Source organism: Verrucomicrobiia bacterium, from assembly GCA_035629175.1.
Taxonomy (GTDB): domain Bacteria; phylum Verrucomicrobiota; class Verrucomicrobiia; order Limisphaerales; family DASXHY01; genus DASXHY01.
On record DASPIL010000023.1, the window covers coordinates 1 to 16,648 of the forward strand.

A 16,648-nucleotide genomic window follows, 5' to 3' on the forward strand; every position below is an offset into this window, starting at 1 on the left:
TCTGGAATGTTTCCCCAGTTGCCCGGTTCCACAAAAAGCGTGCGGGACGGGTTCGACTTCCGGATTTCGCTGATGACGCGAGGATAAATGTCATTCATCACCGCCGTCGTCGCCTTGTCGTGCGGTTCGTTCAGCACCTCGAATGCAAGAGTCTCGGGACTGTCTTTGTAATGTTCCGCTACCTGCCTCCAGATGGCCACGAGTTGGTCGGCAGAACCGGCAGGATCGGCATCAAATTCGCGGAAGTGATGAATGTTGATCAAGACCGCCAAGCCATGGGCCAGCGCATTCGTCACCACAAAGTCCACTTTGCCAAAGATTTCCCGAGAGAGTTGAAATTCGGGCGCAGGGCTGGAATAGCGGTGCCATCCCACAGGCACGCGGATGTGATCGAAACCCTGCGCTTTGATTTGCCGGATATCCTCGGCGCTTACGCGAATCGCCCAGTCGGGGCCGGCTTCCAGGTAATCGCCGAGGTTCACACCGCGCAGGAACTTCCTGGCCGCACGGTAGGCAGGGGTATCGCGACTCGCGATAGGTTGCATCGCAGGCGGGTTTTGCGACTGAAAGGGCAGGTCCGCCCCCGGTGAGGGCAGCGCGGAAGCAAACCAGAGCGCGAGGAAAAACGAAGGAAACGGTTTCACTGGGGAACTATCGGTCCTGGGGTTGCCTACTTCAATTCGCATTGCGATGACCTGAGCCGTCAAAATAATGGCTTGCGTGGCCGGAGGCCGGTACTTATATTGCGCGCTCTTTTTGAAAGAAAGTTGATTGATTTTTTATGCGACGTCCCAAAGGCATTAAGACGAAGAAATCCGCGGCCAAGCGGTTCAAGATCACCGCAAGCGGCAAGGTCATGCGCTCCAGCGCAGGCCGCCGCCATTTGGCACAGGGCAAGAGCCCGAAGCGCCGCCGCAATCTTCGGGGGACCACCACGGTTCACTCCACCGACGAGTATCGCATCAAGCAGAACCTTCCGTTCACACGCTGATTTTTCGACTGAGACCCTGCACCTGATTTCGTTATGCGAGTAACAAACGCTCCAGCTTCCCGCAAACGCCGCACCAGAATGATCCGGGCCGCCAAAGGCTTCCGGTTGCGTCGTTCCAAACTCTACCGTTACGCTTCCGACGCCGTTGATCACGGGCGCCAATATGCCTACCGCGATCGCCGCACGAAGAAGCGCACGTTCCGCTATCTCTGGCAGATCCGCATCAATGCCGCCGCACGCGAGGCCGGAATCACCTACAGCCGCCTGATCGAAGGACTGAAAGCCGCCAAGTGTGAACTGGACCGCAAGGTCCTCGCCGACATCGCCGCGCAGGACGTCGCGACGTTCAACGAAATCGTCAAGCTGGCGCAGGGTGCGCTCAAGACGAAGGCGGCGACCGCCAAGGCGGCATAAACCGATCACTTCTGTTTTCGCCACGGGCGATCCGCAATGCGGGTCGCCTGTTTTGTTGTCGCGAACCGAAAGGAGTTTGGAATTTTCTGTGACTTTTGCAGCCGATGCGGATTAAATCTGCCGCTCGTATGTCGTTCCTGAATGAAATTGAGCCGTTGAAACAAGCTGCCCTGGCTGAGTTGAGCGGGGCATCAGACCTCGCCGCCCTGGAGCAAACCAAGGGGGCCTGGATGGGTGCCAATGGGAAACTGACAGGCCTGATGAAGCAACTCGGTACGCTTCCCAAGGAGGAAAAGCCCGCCGCAGGAAAATTGATCAACGCCGCAAAAGCCGAACTCGAAGCAGCGCTGGCGCAACGCCGAAGCGAGCTCGAAATGAAGGCCGCCCTGCCCAAGGAACCCACTGACTTTACGCTCCCAGGACGCCGTCGCGTTCTCGGCAAGTTGCACCCGCTCACGCAGGTCACCGAAGACATTGTCCGCAGCTTTCGCAAGATTGGGTTCGTGGTCGCTGACGGCCCTGAGATCGAGGACGAGTATCATTGCTTCGACGCACTCAACACTCCCGCAGACCACCCCGCTCGCGACACGCAGGACACGTTTTATCTGGGCGGAAATCCGAGTTCCGAAAATCCCGGTGCCAAGCCGATGCTCCTGCGCACGCATACGTCGTCGGTCCAGATTCGCGTGATGAAATCCCAGCCGCCACCCGTGCGCATCATTGTGCCGGGACGGGTTTACCGGCGCGACAATGCGGATGCCACGCACAATCCGACCTTCCAGCAGGTGGAAGGGTTGTATGTCGACAAAGGGGTGACGGCGGCGGATCTGAAGGGCACTGTCGAGTTTGTGTTCCGCGAATTGATGGGCAGCGACGTGAAGATCCGCTTCCGCCCACACTACTTCAGTTACACCGAACCGAGCTTCGAAATCGATTTCACGAGCGCGCTCGTCAAGAAGATGGGCAAGGATTGGCTGGAAATCGCGGGCTGCGGCATGGTGCATCCCAAGGTTTTTGAAAATGTCGGCTACGATCCCGAAGTCTGGACAGGCTGGGCTTTCGGCTTCGGCATCGAACGCATCGCAATGATTCGGTATGGAATCAACGACATCCGCCTTTTCTACGAAAACGACCTGCGATTCCTAAGGCAGTTCTAAGCCGGAAAGCTCAGCGCGAATATTTCGATTGGTGCGGATTTTTCTTCAATCGATCCAATGCTTCCTGTTTCCAGTCGACGGCTGGAGCAGATTCGACCGAAGGCACCGGTGGAGCAGGCGAGGAGGCGGCGGCAACTCCACTGATCGCTGGCGGAAGTGCGGGAACGATTGTTTGCGAGGGGATGCTCCGCGATTCGAAATATGAGCTTTGGCTGAACGCCGATTTTGCCGGCATGTCGGCTTGGATGGGGGCGGGGGAAGTGACGCTCGCCGCCTGGGATGAAAGTGCCGCCGGTTCTTCCTCCTCTGTTCGCCAGGAAAGACGCACCGACGGTATGGGCCCGACATGCACCACAAGCGTGCGATATGTGAGTTCGCTCAGCGCGACGCGGTCCGCGACAGCCTCCGCCTGCAGCAGTGATGAGAGCAACGCGTGGATTGTCTTGCGGGCTTGATGCGCGGTGACAAGCGCTCGGATGGCGGGATGGGGGACGTCCTCGTATTTGTCCAGGTGCACTACCAGCCGCTGCACGGGGCTCAGTTCCATGTCCACACCGCGGAGGTCGTATCCGGCTTCGGCGAACGTGCCCGCCGCGTCGTGGATCTCCTGGAGCGCTTCCAGGATGTGATCGGGATTATCCATCCGCAGATCCGTAACGCTCGACTGAATGCTGCTGCGCAGTTGCTGCAACTGGCCTGCGGTCACGGCGACAGTCTCGCGAATCTCGGAAATTTTTGGCGGAACACTTTGGATGGCCTTCTGAATGTCAGCAGCCTTCTGGCTGAGATTCTGAACTTTTGTGACGAAGCGTTTCATTGGCTTTTTAAATTGTTCGTTGTGGGTTGCACCGTCAGGTTTTCATTCTCGCCTCTCTTGATCGGGAGCGGGCAGGGGACCGGGCTGGGGCGCGGGTGTGTCGTCCTGCGATTGCGAGATGACTTGCTGGAACTTTTCCAAAAACGCGCGCTCGTTCGTCAGCATCTCCTGCGTCAGGTCAATTTCCACCGTTCCCTGCCGGGCCCGCGTCGCCAGGAGTTCCTGCGCTTCGCGGAGATGATTGCGCTGCTGCTCGGCGAGATCCTTCAACGTGCCGAGCGTGCTGTGAATCATCTCCAACTCGTGCGACAGGCTGTTGACCTTGTCGGACATCGACCCTGAATGAACGGCAGTGATCGCCCGTGTGAGGTCCTCGCGCAAAGCGTGGAGGCTTTCCGAGAACTGCGACGCAAGGTTTGCTCCGTCGGGCGCGGCTTTTGGCGCTTCCGCCGCGGGAGGCCGCGATAATCCGTGTTCGAGGGTCGTTCTTAACGTTTCCAGCGTTTTGCCTATTGGCGCCAGGTCAAGCACGGGCGGCAAAGCTGGCTTCGAGAGTTGTTTTTCCAGCGTGCTTTGAATGGATTCCAGGCCTGCCTGAAAGCCGGAAAGCTGTCCCACGACACGGCTCACCGGATCGTTCTGATCTCCGCCGCGGACGAGTTGATTGCGTTTGAACGTCTTCTTGATGTCTTCCCACCGCGCCTGCTCTTCATCGGTGATCGCGCCGATCATTTCCTTGAACTTGAGCAGGTTGGCCTCGGCTCCCGTGGTGAGCGTCTGCGATTCGTTGCGATAATGATCCAGGATGATGCCGCGCACTTCCGCGTCGTTCATGATCGGAACCACCTTTTCCGCAAGGCGATTCATGTTGCGGTAGGAACCCTGCAGGCGGAAGGGAGGCTCGACACGATACTCGTCAACCTGCGCTGCGGAATGAATATATTCCTGGTTCACGCGCAGGATGACTTCGCGGATGGCCACGAGTTTCTTCATCACGGAAAGAATCTCCTCCACTTCCTGCGGTGAATAGCTGCCTTCAAATCCTTCCGCTTCGCGCTCGCCGGATTCCGCCATGCGGATGAAGGATCGAATATCCTTGTGGCTCTTGTTCGCGAGTGGCGCGAGCACAGCGTTCGATGTGACGGCGTTCTCGATGTAGCTCGCCTTGAACCATTCTGCACTGCCGCCAATGATGTCGCCCAGGTTGTAGGTGTCGGCGCGGTTGGCCAGCATGTCGGGGATTTTGAATTTCTGTCCGCTCTCCGTGTAGGGATTGCCCGCCATGACAACGATCACCTTGCGTCCGCGCAGGTCGTAGGTTCGCGGCTGCCCGCGCCAGACGCCTTCGATCTTTCTTTGCGCGTCGCAAAGCGAAATGAATTTTTGCAGGAACTCGGGATTGCAATGCTGGATGTCATCCACGCAGATCATCGTGTTGTCACCCATTTCGAGCGCGAGATTCAGCTTTTGAATTTCCTCGCGGGCTGCGGCGTTCGGCGCCTCCTCGGGATCCAGCGACGTCACCGCGTGCCCCAGGGCGGGGCCATTGATTTTGACGAACACGATCCCCAGGCGATTGGCAACGTACTCCATGAGCGTTGTCTTGCCGTAGCCGGGGGGTGAAATGACAAGCAGCAAACCCATGAGGTCCGTGCGCTTCTGATCGCCCGCCGCGCCGATCTGTTTTGCGAGGTTGTCGCCGACGAGAGGAAGGTAGATGCGATCGATCAACTGATTTCGCACGAACGATGTGAGCACGCGGGGCTTGAATTCATCGAGCCGAAGCTTGCGCCGTTCCTGTTCCACGAACTGCTGTTTGAGTTCACGGAATCGCTCGAACTTTGGAACCACCTCGCTCTCGAACTTTTGCAAACGTTCCGTGAATTGCAGGTAATCGAAGCGATAGCGGCTGCCGTGAATCACGGCGTGATTGCCCTTCATCCCATCCAGTTCACGGACCGAACTTGCCTCGACCACGCTCTGTTCGAGCGCGTCTCCGCAAAACACGATCGCCGCGATCTCCTCGACGTATTGCATCCGCCCTGCGGAAGCCGCCGTTGCGTTCAACAGGAATCCGCGGACCCAATCCCGCGTCAATTCCAGCGAGCTTTCCGGATGATCCGCCAGTTCGGTGACGGCCGCGTCGAAAATCTCCTCGCTCGATTTGGCGATCAGGTATTGATGGAAGTCGATGGAAAGCTGGTGCGCCTCCTGCGTTACGGCAAATGCATCGCCACTGATCAGCTCGTGAAAGAGGTATTCGCCCGCTGGGTGCACAACATTCTCCGGATACAGGGCATTCTGTTTTACGAAGGCCCTGATCAGGTTTTGAAGGGCTGCGATGTAATTGCCCTGGATGGGATCGCCAGGAAACAACTTGTTGCGTTCGCCAAAAGCCCGCAGCCGGGCGCGCCACAGCGTGCGAGCTGGTTCGGGGCAGAAGCGATGCCAGTAAACAACGGCGCATGCCCGCGCGGTTGGATCGAAGCGGGCGAGTTGCAAAGCCAGATGTGATCCAAGGAGGGCGGAGAATATTTTTGCGCCGTCCAGGTCGTGCACCCCCTTCGTGTATCCCTCCTGATAACGGGCGCTTACAAACTGCTGCACAAAAGCCAGGCGCTCGTCATCGGACCACGACGCAACCTCCTCGAGTGACACGGAGGAACCTGGGCGCCCATTGGCCGCCTGGGCGCTGCTCGCCTCAGCATCTTCAGTAACGGCAACCTGGCCACCGTTTTGCGCGCGCGCGGGAGTGCCGTTGAGCGTGCCCGCGGCAAGGGATTGCAGAAGCTGCCACGCGAGATATTCGCCGCGATAAACCTGCGCGTTTTCAGAAACAACCTCCTGGTTCCACACGTCGCGCGTGGCGAGCAGGTCCGGGCTTTGAATCGGATCGAAGTATCGGGTGCCCGTGAGATGAATGAACTGCGTGCCGTCGCGCTGAACCACAGTGAGGTCGAGCGGCTGCGTGTTGATGTTGAAGCGATGCTTGCCCAGCTGAATCACTCCCTCTCCGCCCGCAAACAGATCCTGCCGATCCTTCAGCTGGCGAACCGCTTCCTGCTGCACGCTTTTCAGGCGCCCCTGCAGGTCGTCCGCCTTCACCGAATCCCCCGTCGCCATCAGTTGATCGATTGTCTCGCGCACCTTGGCGATCATCAGGTCTGACGCCATGTAGGTGTTGATATCCTCGACCGATTTGAAACCACTGAGGCGGTTTTGGATGACCTTCAGGATCCGCTCCGCTGCGGTCATCAGCGCATTTGCGCGCCGATGTCGCTGTTCCACGAGAGCGAGCTTTCTTTGCTCAAACGCTTCGTAGAGTTCGGTGCGCCGTTCAGATAGCTGAACCGTGTATTCCTCAAAATCGGCGAACGCGCCTTCCAGTTCCTCGATTTGAACGGTGAGGCGGTTCAGATATTCCTCGCACTTCGCAGGCGAGTCGCAGAGATCGAGATAGCTTGCGGCGGCCTGGCTGAGCAGCTTGATCTGGGCGTTGAACTGCGCCGCGCCTTCCCGGGCGACCAGTTCCTGCAGGCGCTTCTTCAACGCTGCCTTCACCTGGTTCAGGGTCGAGTAGACTGCCGTGATCCCATCGATGATGCGGGTTGTCTCCGTCGCGTCGGCAATGTTCAGGCTGTTGACGACTTCAATCAACATCTCGAGCTCGCCGCCGGCTGTGTTGACCGCCTTTTCGATCGCCTTGCCTTCGGCGACTTTTGAAATCTGTTCGACCGCAGCAACCTGCGTGTCGGCCTGCTTGCGATACGAGTCCAGGGATTCGGGCTTCAGCAGGAACTGCACGGTGGCCGTGGAAAGTTCGCCGGCCTGCCCGGCCACCTTTGCCTCGATGGCATCCAGCGCCGCGAGATCGACGTAGCGAACCTCCTTCAACGTGATCAGCTCGCCCCGCATGTGCCGGAGTGCGGTGAGGTTCACCACGAAATCGTTCAGCGTGTTGAAGCTCGTCCTGCGAATGGTGTTGAAAAGCTCGCGGCTGCGCTTGCTGACGTCATCAACGCGTTGCACGGCTTCGCGCTGAAGGCGTTGAACCTTGTCGAATTCGTCGACAGCCTTGTCGGCAGCTTCGCCCACCTGGCGCAGCGCATCATCAATCTGAAACGCATCGGGGTGCGCGAGCCACGGATACGAATCCAGGATGGCGCTGCAGCGCTTGACGAGGTCCGTGTAGAGTTCTGCGTAGGGATTCTCCTTGCGAACCAGCGTCAGCACTTCATTGCATTCTGCCAGCGCACGAACGACCTCCTTGTTTCCAACCTGGTAGAGATAGGCGTCCTTCCGTCCGGCCGGCTCATAGCCGGGCTGATGAAAAGGGGTCTGTCGCAGCTGGATCGAATGATGTTTCTGCGGTTCCAATTCCGCGCGGAAGAGCAGCAGCTGGCCATTCGGAAAAATCGAAAAGCCGTTGCAGCTGATCCGCTCCTCCACCTTTTGAGCGATCAAGCGGTAGGGCATTAGCACGTATTCGCCGCTGATCCGATTGTAAAACACGTATAGGACATCCTCGCCGTTGGGTGCGTGGATGACGCGCTCCATGACCATGCCATCGACCCTCGCCTCGAAACGCTTCAGCTCGCCCGTCGCGAGATAGTAACCGTCGGGAAAGATCAACCCGTGCGACTCGGGCAGGAACACGCAGGATTCGCCGACCGAATCGACGCGCACAGCGGTCTGCTGCTTTTCGTTGAAGATGAAGTATCGCGCCTGCGATTCCTTGTACGGCCGCACCTTTAACAGTATCAGGTGCCCAACAATGCCATACGCGATCTCCGCGTCATCGACCTTCTGGTACTTGTCATCAACAGGTTCGGCATACACGCCTTCGCCCGTTGCGGTGTTGTCCTCGACCTTGATCGTGAGATCGCCGCCCACGCTTTCGACAAAGACGCGGTCTTCAATCGACACGTGGGGATGATCGCCGTATCGATACGACTCGCGGTCGGGAGTTTGCCATTTGAATTGGTGAGGGGAAGGATAGGCGATGCGGCGGTATTCGGATTCGGCCCGGCCGTCGACGAATTTCAGGTTGCCATCGTTGTAGGCCCACTTGAACACGGCGAAGTCATTGATTCCCGCGCCTGTGGCAAACTTCATGTAAAGCTTCCCCTCGATCAGGGCGAACTTTCGAAACGCGGCCTTCTCGTAAACATTGTAAAGGCGCTTGAAGTCCCCAAGGAACTGCTTGTCCATGAGCAGGTCCATGCTTGCTTCCTTGAACGAGCCCGACTGTTCGTCGCGGCTGTAGATCGCGAACACATCGCTCAATTCCATTTCCTTCTTCAAGCCAAACTGGACGTTGAAGCCGAACAGGAACTGGTTTTCGCCGAGTTGCACCATGTCGCGCGGGACGCAGTTGTGCGCGGTGACGATGCGATCGGCCTGCAGCAGCTTGAATTCAATGGAACCGAAAACTTCCCTGCGCCGGCTGTCGAGCTGCGCCATGCGATCACGCAGTTTGGCGCCCTGCGCCTGCAGGCGGTTGCGAATGATCTCGTACGTCGCGCTGCCGAGCGCCTGGACAGTGGATGATCCGTCGGGAACGGCCGGCGCCCCCGGAGCTGGGGCCCCGGGGTCGTTCGGCTTCATTAAATTGTCGGAAACTTCAGCCATGCTTCAAAGTCCGCGCCTTCGCAACGGTGCGCCGGTTTCCCAACCTGCCGTATCGCAGATTTTCACATCTGCGTTCGCGTGAACTTGGCGCGCAGGTTGGAAACCTGTCCACCCTCCGCAGTAGCTGCTTCGGAGGTCGGGCGATACAGCGGACTGGGAGGTCTGCGCTACGCCGCCGGATGAGTCCGCGTGACAACATTGTCAGAGCTGCATGTCACCCGCGGGCTCCCGCCTTGTCAGCCAAAGCGATGGACGCAAGGGTTTCCGCGATCCCACTCTGGTCAGCCATCGCCTTCGCCGATTTCAACAGCGACTGCAGGGAACTGTCCTTTGTGGAAGCCATCAGCTTTGTGATCAAGGCGGCAACAGTGAGGTTTTTCAAATCCTCGCTGCTAATGCCAAACTCATTCACAAGCTTCCGAAGCTTCGTTCGGAAATGTTCCGGGTCGCCATTGAAGAAGGTTTCCTTGATATCGGTCAGCGTCGCACTGTTGTGTACCAGGCGGTCGACGGCCTTGCCGTTGCTGACTGAGCGCACAACCTTTTCGAAGAAGTCATTCTCGCCGCCAACGATGTCGATGTGCGCGCTCTTGAGCGCTTCGCCCACAAGGTGCGAATGTGACTGCGCAATATCCCTTTGCACGTGGATTGCGGCGAGTTCGACATCCCGCTCCTTGGCGAGTCGAAGCCGGAATTCCTCGTGTTGCTGGCTGGCGGCCTGCAGGAGTTTCATGGCGTTGGCCTTTTGCTCGATGCCTTTTGCCTCGGCGAGCGCGCGGGCCTCAATGCCCGCAGCGGCGGCGAGTTCCTTTTCCTTCACCCCTTCGGCTTCGGCCTCGGCCTGCTGCTGTGTTATGTCTGCATGGGAATGCCCCTTGGCCTTGATGATCTCGGCCTCGGCAAGTCCCAGTTCGCGCACGCCACCGGCCTCGATCTTTTTGGCTTCGGCCTTGGCCATGATGACCTTGGCTTCCGCAAGCCCGTGTGCGGCTTCCTGCGCGGCCAATCCTTCGGCTTCCTGTTCCATTGCGTGACGCTTGCGTTCAGAGGCCTTCGCTTCCGCCTCGGCAAGAGTCTGGATGCGTTCGGCATCCCGCACAGCCGCTTCCTTCGCAGCTTCTGCCGCCACGACAGTCTTGATCTTTTGTGCATCGGCCATGTTGCGTTCCGCGTCACGCTGCGCTTCTGAGGCCACCACCTTCACGACCTGTTCCTTCTTGGCGTTCATCTCCGCCTCGATCAGCGTGACCTCGCGGACGCGCTCGGCAGTCATGCGCGCTTCGATATTCAGCTTCTCCTCTTCCTGTTGAACGACAGCTTTCTGTTCGGCCACGACAATGGCGCGTTTGCGTTCCACTTCCACCCCGGCTTCGGCGACTCTCGCGCTCTTGTCCAGGTCAGCGAGAGCGACCGTGCGCTCGCGGCGGACACGGGCTTCCTCGCCCTCCTGTTGCGCCTCCTGTTCCAGCCGTTGTTTTTCCTTTCGCACCGTGAACTCGCGTTCCTGAACGGCGCGGTTCATGTCCTCTGTGCGCAGGCGAATCGACTCCTCGGTCTCCAGGCGCTTGGCTTCCACTTCCATCCGCCGCGCTTCGATCACCTTGCGCGCCTCGGCTTCTTCGTTGGCCTTGATCTCTGTGATGGCGCGGGTTTGCTTTGCCGTGTCTTCCTCGTTGCGACGTTTCTGTTCACGCCGCGCGATCTCGGCATCGGCGTTTTCCTTTTCAATCTGCACTCCGGCGCGCTGTGAATGCTCGTTGGAAACAACCCGCTCGCGTTGTGTGATCTCGGTGATCTTCTTGATGCCTTCAGAATCAAGCACGTTGTTTGGATCGTGCTGGTCCAGGGGCGTCTGTTCGAGGTAATCGATGGCGACGTCCTGCAGGAGGAAGCCATCGAGGTCCTTGCCAATAGTGTTCTGGATCTGGTCGCGAAACTTGATTCGCTCGGTGAACAGCTCGTGAAATTCCATCTGCTTGCCGGCCGTCTTGAGCGCCTCGGAGAATTTGGCCTCGAACAGTTCTCTCAGCTTCTCAATGTCCGACACGCGTTCGGGCGTCAGCATCTGCGCCACCTTGCGAACGCTTTCCTCCGTGGCATCGACGCGGATGTAGAACGCCACGGTAATGTCCGCACGAATGTTATCCTTGCAGACCAGGCCGTCCTTTCCTTTGCGGGCGATCTCCAGCTTCTTCACGGAGATGTCGACAATGTGGTAGTTCTGCAGGAGCGGGAAGGCGACCATCCAGTCGAACGACACCTTCAGGCCGCCCATGCCCGTCTTCACGCCAGCGCGGCCCGGCTGGATTTTTCGGACGAAAAGCATGCTGACGATCGTGACAACGACCAGCAAACCGATGACGACGACTGTGATGATTGTGGGCAACATAACTATGAGCGGGTTATCAACAGTTTCTCCTGAGTTGGTTCAGATCCGGGCTGCAAAAACTGGTTTATGGTTAACAGAGCGGAAGATTGGATGCGAATATAATTTCCCGAGCGGATTCGAACGGGGCGTGATCAACGTCGTGAGGCGCGGGGCTCTTCAAATCGGCGGCATCCGCCAACTCAATGCAGGTTCTCCCGACGAGTCGGGACCGTCTCGCCGCGCTTCCAACCCGGACGGGTATGGCCAGCGCCGAGCAGGCTAGGAAATCCGCAATGGAGCAACCTTGGAAGTCTGCGCCACGTGAAACTCATTTTCGCCATAAGCATCCTGAAATTCTGACAGTGGCCCATGGACGTTTCGGTCCATGGTGTCCATCTTCTTCGCAACTCACAGCCGGAACATTCCCGAAGCAGTATGCTTCGTTATCGCAAATTTTATGAGTGACCTGCTTGCTGCCCGATCGCAAATGGCGATGTCGCTCGCGTTCCACATCATCTTCGCCGTGGTCGGCATCGCCATGCCCCTGATGATGGTGATGGCGGAGTGGAAATGGCTGCGGACGCGTGATGACGTTTATCTCACGCTTGCGAAGCAGTGGGCCAAGGGGACCGCGATCCTGTTTGCGGTGGGCGCGGTTTCCGGAACCGTTCTTTCGTTCGAACTGGGGTTGCTCTGGCCGGAGTTCATGCGTTACGCGGGTCCGATTATTGGGATGCCGTTCTCGCTGGAGGGTTTCGCGTTTTTCCTCGAGGCGATCTTTCTCGGAATTTATCTGTATGGCTGGAAGCGCGTGTCGCCCTGGGCACATTGGTTTTCAGGCGTCATGGTGGCGTTCAGCGGCATGATGTCAGGCGTCTTTGTTGTCACGGCGAATGCATGGATGAATACGCCTGCCGGATTTGAACTGGTGAATGGCAAGCCCGTGAACATCGATCCCATCGCCGCAATGCTGAATCCCGCGGCGGTGCAGCAGGTCGTTCACATGACGCTGGCGGCGTATGCAGCGGTTGGATTTGCAGTCGCTGCCATTCACGCATTCATGTTGCGGCGCGATCGGGAGAACCTGTTTCATCGGCGCGCATTCGTGATCGCGTTCATCGTCGGCGCAGTCACTTCCGTATTGCAGCCGCTGAGCGGCGATTTCCTCGCGCGGCAGGTTTTCCGCTATCAACCCATCAAACTGGCTGCAATGGAAGGGCAGTTTGAAACGGAACGCCGCGCGCCTTTGCGCATTGGCGGCTGGCCGGATGAGAAAACCGGGACAACGCGATATGCAATCGATATTCCTGCCGGCCTCAGCCTGCTGGTTCATCACGATCCCGACGGCGAGATCAAAGGGTTGAACGAATTCCCCAGGGACGAATGGCCGCCCGTTGCCATCGTTCACGTTGCGTTTCAAATCATGGTGGGTTGCGGCATGACGCTGCTGGCGGCAAGCCTGGCGGGCGCGTGGCTTGCGTGGCGGAAGAAAAAGCTTTGCGATCAACGCTGGTTTCTGACGTTTGTCATGCTCTGCGGCCCGCTGGGATTCATTGCGATCGAGGCAGGGTGGACGGTGACGGAAGTCGGACGCCAGCCCTGGATCATTTACAATTACATGCGGACTGCCGACGCAGTCACGCCCATGCCAGGGCTGATCGTGCCGTTCATCTCGTTCACCATTCTCTACATTTTCCTGGCATTCGTCGTCGTGTTCCTGTTGAAACGGCAGGTGTTTGAAAGCCCGCGCATTTTTCGTCCGCCCGAAAGGACCAAGCCATGATGACGCAGGCTGAGTTGGTGGGAATCGTCATGTTGTTCGCGCTCACATTTTACGCGCTGGGCGGCGGAGCGGATTTTGGCGGCGGGGTGTGGGATCTTCTCGCGCGTGGCCCAAGAACACGCGAACAGCGCGATTTAATCGCGAGCGCAATCGGACCTATCTGGGAGGCCAATCATGTCTGGCTCATTCTCGTCATCGTGCTCCTGTTTGTAGCATTCCCGGCGGCGTTCTCCGCCATCAGCATCGCTTTGCACATCCCGCTGACCGTGATGCTGATCGGGATTGTCCTGCGAGGTTCAGCCTTCGTGTTCCGCAGTTACGATACGCAGAGGGACGATGTTCAGCGGCGCTGGAGCCGCTTGTTCGCGGCTGGCAGCATTGTTTCTCCTTTGATGCTTGGAGTGTGCGTTGGCGCGGTGGCATCGGGGCAAATTCGAGTCGATGTTGAAACTGGCGTCGTGCAAACCAACTTTTTCTCGCAATGGATGGCTCCGTTCCCATTCGCAATAGGTTTTTTCGTTCTGGCATTGTTTGCGTTTCTTGCGGCGGTTTACCTGGCATGGGAGGCGAAGGATCCAATGTTGAAGGATGATTTCCGGCAGCGCGCATTGTGGTCTGGGATTGCGGTGGCAGTGACGGCATTCGGTTCGCTCCTGCTTGCGGGTGATGGCGCCCCGATGCTGCGATCCGGCCTCGCGCAGTCATGGTGGGCATTGCCGTTCCAGTTGCTCACCGGCGCGGTGGCCGTCATGACACTCGCCGCGCTGTGGCTCAGGAAATTTCATGCGGCGCGCGTGCTGGCGATCAGCCAGGTGGCATTGATCATTTGGGGTTGGGGCTTTTCCCAGTTCCCATTCCTGGTTGCGCCGAACCTCACGTTCACCAACTCGGCCGCGCCTGATAACATCCTCCGCAGCCTCCTGATTGCGCTCGCGGCGGGCGCAGTGCTGCTGCTTCCCTCGCTGTGGTATTTGTTCCGCGTCTTTAAACGACGCGAGGACTAGGAGCAGGTTGACTGCCCTTTGCCGGCCGTTTACCGTCCCCCCTTCGATGAAAGTCACCCTGAATTGGCTCAAACAATACGTGGATTTTGACTGGACGGCAGACGAGTTGTCCGAACGCCTGACCATGCTCGGCCTTGAAGTGGAAAGCGTTCACAAAATCGCCGCCGAGTTCGAAGGAGTCGTCGTTGCAGAGGTGATCAGCCGCGACAAGCACCCGAATGCCGACAAGCTTTCGCTCTGCCGGGTCAACGATGGCAAGGGCGAACGCCAGATCGTCTGCGGCGCGCAGAATTTCAAGGCGGGTGACAAGGTCCCGCTGATTCTGCCCGGGGCTTCGCTGCCAATGAAGGCGGGCGACAAGGAACCATTCACCATCAAAGTGGGAAAGATCCGCGGAGTTGAATCACACGGCATGATGTGTTCCCCGCAGGAGCTCGGCTTGCCAGACGCCGTGGACGGTTTGCTCATCCTCCGCGAGGATGCCACGGTCGGCCAGCCCTTCGCCGAATACCTCGGGCGCAGCGGCAGCGATGTTGTTTACGACCTGGAAATCACGCCCAATCGCCCCGACTGGAACAGTGTGATTGGAATTGCCCGCGAGATTGCTGCGCTCACTGGCAATCCGCTGCGCTTGCCTGAAATTGTTTTGTCCCCATCCGAAGTTCGCGCTGCAGATCAAGTGGCTGTTCGTATCGAAGACGTCGAACGCTGCCCGCGTTACACAGCGCGAATCATCCGAGGCGTCAAGGTTGGGCAAAGTCCGGACTGGCTGAAGAACGCTCTGGAAAAAGTGGGGATTCGCAGCATCAGCAACGTGGTGGATGTCACCAACTTCGTGATGCTCGAAATCGGCCAGCCGCTGCATGCTTTTGATTATCACCTCATAGCGAAGGGCGCCGATGGCAAGCCGGCGATCGTGGTCCGCCGAGCGGTCGACGGCGAGAAATTCACGACCCTGGACGGGCAGGAGCGCACGCTCAGCAGTGACATGCTGTTGGTTGCCGATGAACAGAAGGGCATTGCGCTGGCGGGAATCATGGGCGGCCGGAACACAGAGATCAATGAGCAGACCGTCGATGTGCTGATCGAGAGCGCGTACTTCGAGCCCGCGAACATCCGCCGCACGAGCAAACGATTGGGATTGCGCAGCGATTCGAGTTATCGCTTCGAGCGCGGGGCCGATGCAGGGATCTGCGACTGGGCGAGCCAGCGCGCGGCCCAATTGATTCTGCAGACGGCGGGCGGGCAGCTCGCGAAGGACGCCGTGGATGTTCATCCGAATCCTCCGATTGCTCGCGAGATCCCGTTGCGCTTCCGCAGGACAAACGAATTGCTGGGAACAAACATCAGCGACGAACAGCAGGCGAATTATCTGCGCGCCCTTGGACTGGAACAACGTCAAGGACAAGCTGGCGTTCATTTTCGCGTGCCCAGCTTTCGGGTCGATATCAAGCGGGAAGTGGACCTGATCGAGGAAGTCGCACGCTTGCATGGGGTCGACAAAATTCCATCCACGCCGCCCCGAGGCGCAATTGGCCAGAACCCGTTCGATTCCGTCCACGATCAGCTTGCCGAAGCGCGCCGAGTGCTCTGCGGTCTTGGGCTCAGCGAGGCGCAGGGGCAGACACTCGTTCCGAAGTCTGAAATTAAAAATGCTGCATCGGGGGTTGGAATTGTCGGCCTCGCCAATCCCTTGAGTGCGGACATGGACGTCCTGCGCCCCACGCTCCTGACCGGCATGGTCCATGCACTCCGGCATAACGTCAGCCGCAAGAGCCATGATCTTGGCTTGTTCGAGGCAGGCCGTGTCTTTGGGTCCGCCAATGGCTTAATCAAGGAGGAACGCCGCATCGCGCTCGCGCTCACTGGCCAGCGCAATCCGCTGTTCTGGAGCGGTGAGAATCGCGATGCAAAGATGGACATTTACGACTTGAAAGGCGTGCTTGAAGAATTTCTGGAGCAGTTTGGCATGCGTGGTGTTGTGTTCACGCGTCGGGCTGAGGGCACGGATCTGTTCCTTGAATCAGCCACCATTCAGCTGGGGAAGTTGTCCCTTGGCGAAATGGGGCAATTGCTGCCGGCGCTCGCCCGGCAATACGATTTGCGGGATCCCGTGTTCCTTGCGGAATTGAACCTCGACCAACTGCTGGCACGGCGAAATCCGGCGAAGTCGTTCAAGACGCTGCCCTCATTCCCATCGAGCCGGCGCGACGTTGCCATGCTCGTGGCGGACACCGTGACACATGAAGCCGTGCTGCAGGTCGTGAAGCAGACGCGGCCGGCGAACCTGGAGTCGGTGGACTTGTTCGATGTCTTCCGCGGCAAGAATGTTCCCGCCGGGCAAAAGAGCATGGCCTACGCGTTCACCTATCGGAATTCGGAACGAACGCTGACGGACATTGAAGTGAACGCGGCGCACGAAAAGCTCGTGGCGCAATTGAAGCAAACGTTGCAGGCGGCGATTCGGGAATCTTAACGATTCG

Annotated in this window: 10 protein-coding genes; 6 read left to right on the forward strand and 4 right to left on the reverse strand. The window is 58.5% G+C overall.

Annotated elements, in window-relative coordinates:
• Positions 1–644, reverse strand: a 644-nt coding sequence (locus VEH04_03655) for a glycoside hydrolase family 5 protein (protein HYG21853.1), incomplete at its 3' end; no start/stop codon positions are given.
• Positions 645–781: 137 nt separating this feature from the next.
• On the opposite strand from VEH04_03655, the gene rpmI reads away from it, so the two are divergent.
• The 3 genes from rpmI (at position 782) to pheS (ending at position 2,562) form a co-directional block, all read left to right on the forward strand.
• A complete protein-coding gene (gene rpmI / locus VEH04_03660; protein HYG21854.1) occupies positions 782–991 on the forward strand; it encodes a 50S ribosomal protein L35 in 210 nt (69 codons plus the stop codon).
• A 33-nt stretch (positions 992–1,024) separates the two neighbouring features.
• Positions 1,025–1,405: a 50S ribosomal protein L20 gene (gene rplT / locus VEH04_03665; GenBank protein HYG21855.1), complete on the forward strand. Its 381-nt coding sequence runs from the start codon at positions 1,025–1,027 to the stop codon at positions 1,403–1,405.
• Between the two features lie 128 nt (positions 1,406–1,533).
• Positions 1,534–2,562: a phenylalanine--tRNA ligase subunit alpha gene (gene pheS, locus VEH04_03670; protein HYG21856.1), complete on the forward strand. Its 1,029-nt coding sequence runs from the start codon at positions 1,534–1,536 to the stop codon at positions 2,560–2,562.
• 10 nt (positions 2,563–2,572) lie between these two features.
• Here pheS and VEH04_03675 read toward each other — a convergent pair whose 3' ends face one another.
• From VEH04_03675 to VEH04_03685, 3 genes are all read right to left on the reverse strand, one after another.
• On the reverse strand, positions 2,573–3,379 hold the full coding sequence (locus VEH04_03675; GenBank protein HYG21857.1) for a hypothetical protein: 807 nt from the start codon (positions 3,377–3,379) through the stop codon (positions 2,573–2,575).
• A gap of 42 nt (positions 3,380–3,421) precedes the next feature.
• Entirely contained in the window at positions 3,422–8,986 is a 5,565-nt protein-coding gene (locus VEH04_03680; protein ID HYG21858.1) for a DNA repair ATPase, read from the reverse strand.
• A 238-nt stretch (positions 8,987–9,224) separates the two neighbouring features.
• Positions 9,225–11,399: a flotillin family protein gene (locus tag VEH04_03685; protein HYG21859.1), complete on the reverse strand. Its 2,175-nt coding sequence runs from the start codon at positions 11,397–11,399 to the stop codon at positions 9,225–9,227.
• Positions 11,400–11,835: 436 nt separating this feature from the next.
• Here VEH04_03685 and VEH04_03690 point away from each other — a divergent pair, with 436 nt between their 5' ends.
• Genes VEH04_03690 through pheT form a run of 3 tightly spaced genes read left to right on the forward strand, consistent with a single transcriptional unit; the run spans position 11,836 to position 16,641 of the window.
• Positions 11,836–13,161 carry a cytochrome ubiquinol oxidase subunit I gene (locus tag VEH04_03690; GenBank protein HYG21860.1) on the forward strand — a complete coding sequence of 442 codons (1,326 nt, stop codon included), beginning with the start codon at positions 11,836–11,838 and terminating at the stop codon, positions 13,159–13,161.
• Positions 13,158–14,165, forward strand: a complete 1,008-nt coding sequence (locus tag VEH04_03695; protein HYG21861.1) for a cytochrome d ubiquinol oxidase subunit II — start codon at positions 13,158–13,160, stop codon at positions 14,163–14,165. Before VEH04_03690 ends, VEH04_03695 begins: the two co-directional genes overlap by 4 nt.
• Before the next feature lie 46 nt (positions 14,166–14,211).
• Entirely contained in the window at positions 14,212–16,641 is a 2,430-nt protein-coding gene (gene pheT / locus VEH04_03700; GenBank protein ID HYG21862.1) for a phenylalanine--tRNA ligase subunit beta, read from the forward strand.
• Positions 16,642–16,648 lie beyond the last annotated feature (7 nt).

What these genes read in the sequence shown, in the direction of transcription:
- rpmI (HYG21854.1), top strand. Translation starts at nt 782, where the DNA reads ATGCGACGTCCCAAAGGCATTAAGACGAAGAAATCCGCGGCCAAGCGG.
- rplT (HYG21855.1), top strand. Translation starts at nt 1,025, where the DNA reads ATGCGAGTAACAAACGCTCCAGCTTCCCGCAAACGCCGCACCAGAATG.
- VEH04_03695 (HYG21861.1), top strand. Translation starts at nt 13,158, where the DNA reads ATGATGACGCAGGCTGAGTTGGTGGGAATCGTCATGTTGTTCGCGCTC.
- VEH04_03690 (HYG21860.1), top strand. Translation starts at nt 11,836, where the DNA reads ATGAGTGACCTGCTTGCTGCCCGATCGCAAATGGCGATGTCGCTCGCG.
- VEH04_03680 (HYG21858.1), bottom strand. Translation starts at nt 8,986, where the DNA reads ATGAAGCCGAACGACCCCGGGGCCCCAGCTCCGGGGGCGCCGGCCGTT.
- VEH04_03685 (HYG21859.1), bottom strand. Translation starts at nt 11,399, where the DNA reads ATGTTGCCCACAATCATCACAGTCGTCGTCATCGGTTTGCTGGTCGTT.
- VEH04_03675 (HYG21857.1), bottom strand. Translation starts at nt 3,379, where the DNA reads ATGAAACGCTTCGTCACAAAAGTTCAGAATCTCAGCCAGAAGGCTGCT.
- pheT (HYG21862.1), top strand. Translation starts at nt 14,212, where the DNA reads ATGAAAGTCACCCTGAATTGGCTCAAACAATACGTGGATTTTGACTGG.
- pheS (HYG21856.1), top strand. Translation starts at nt 1,534, where the DNA reads ATGTCGTTCCTGAATGAAATTGAGCCGTTGAAACAAGCTGCCCTGGCT.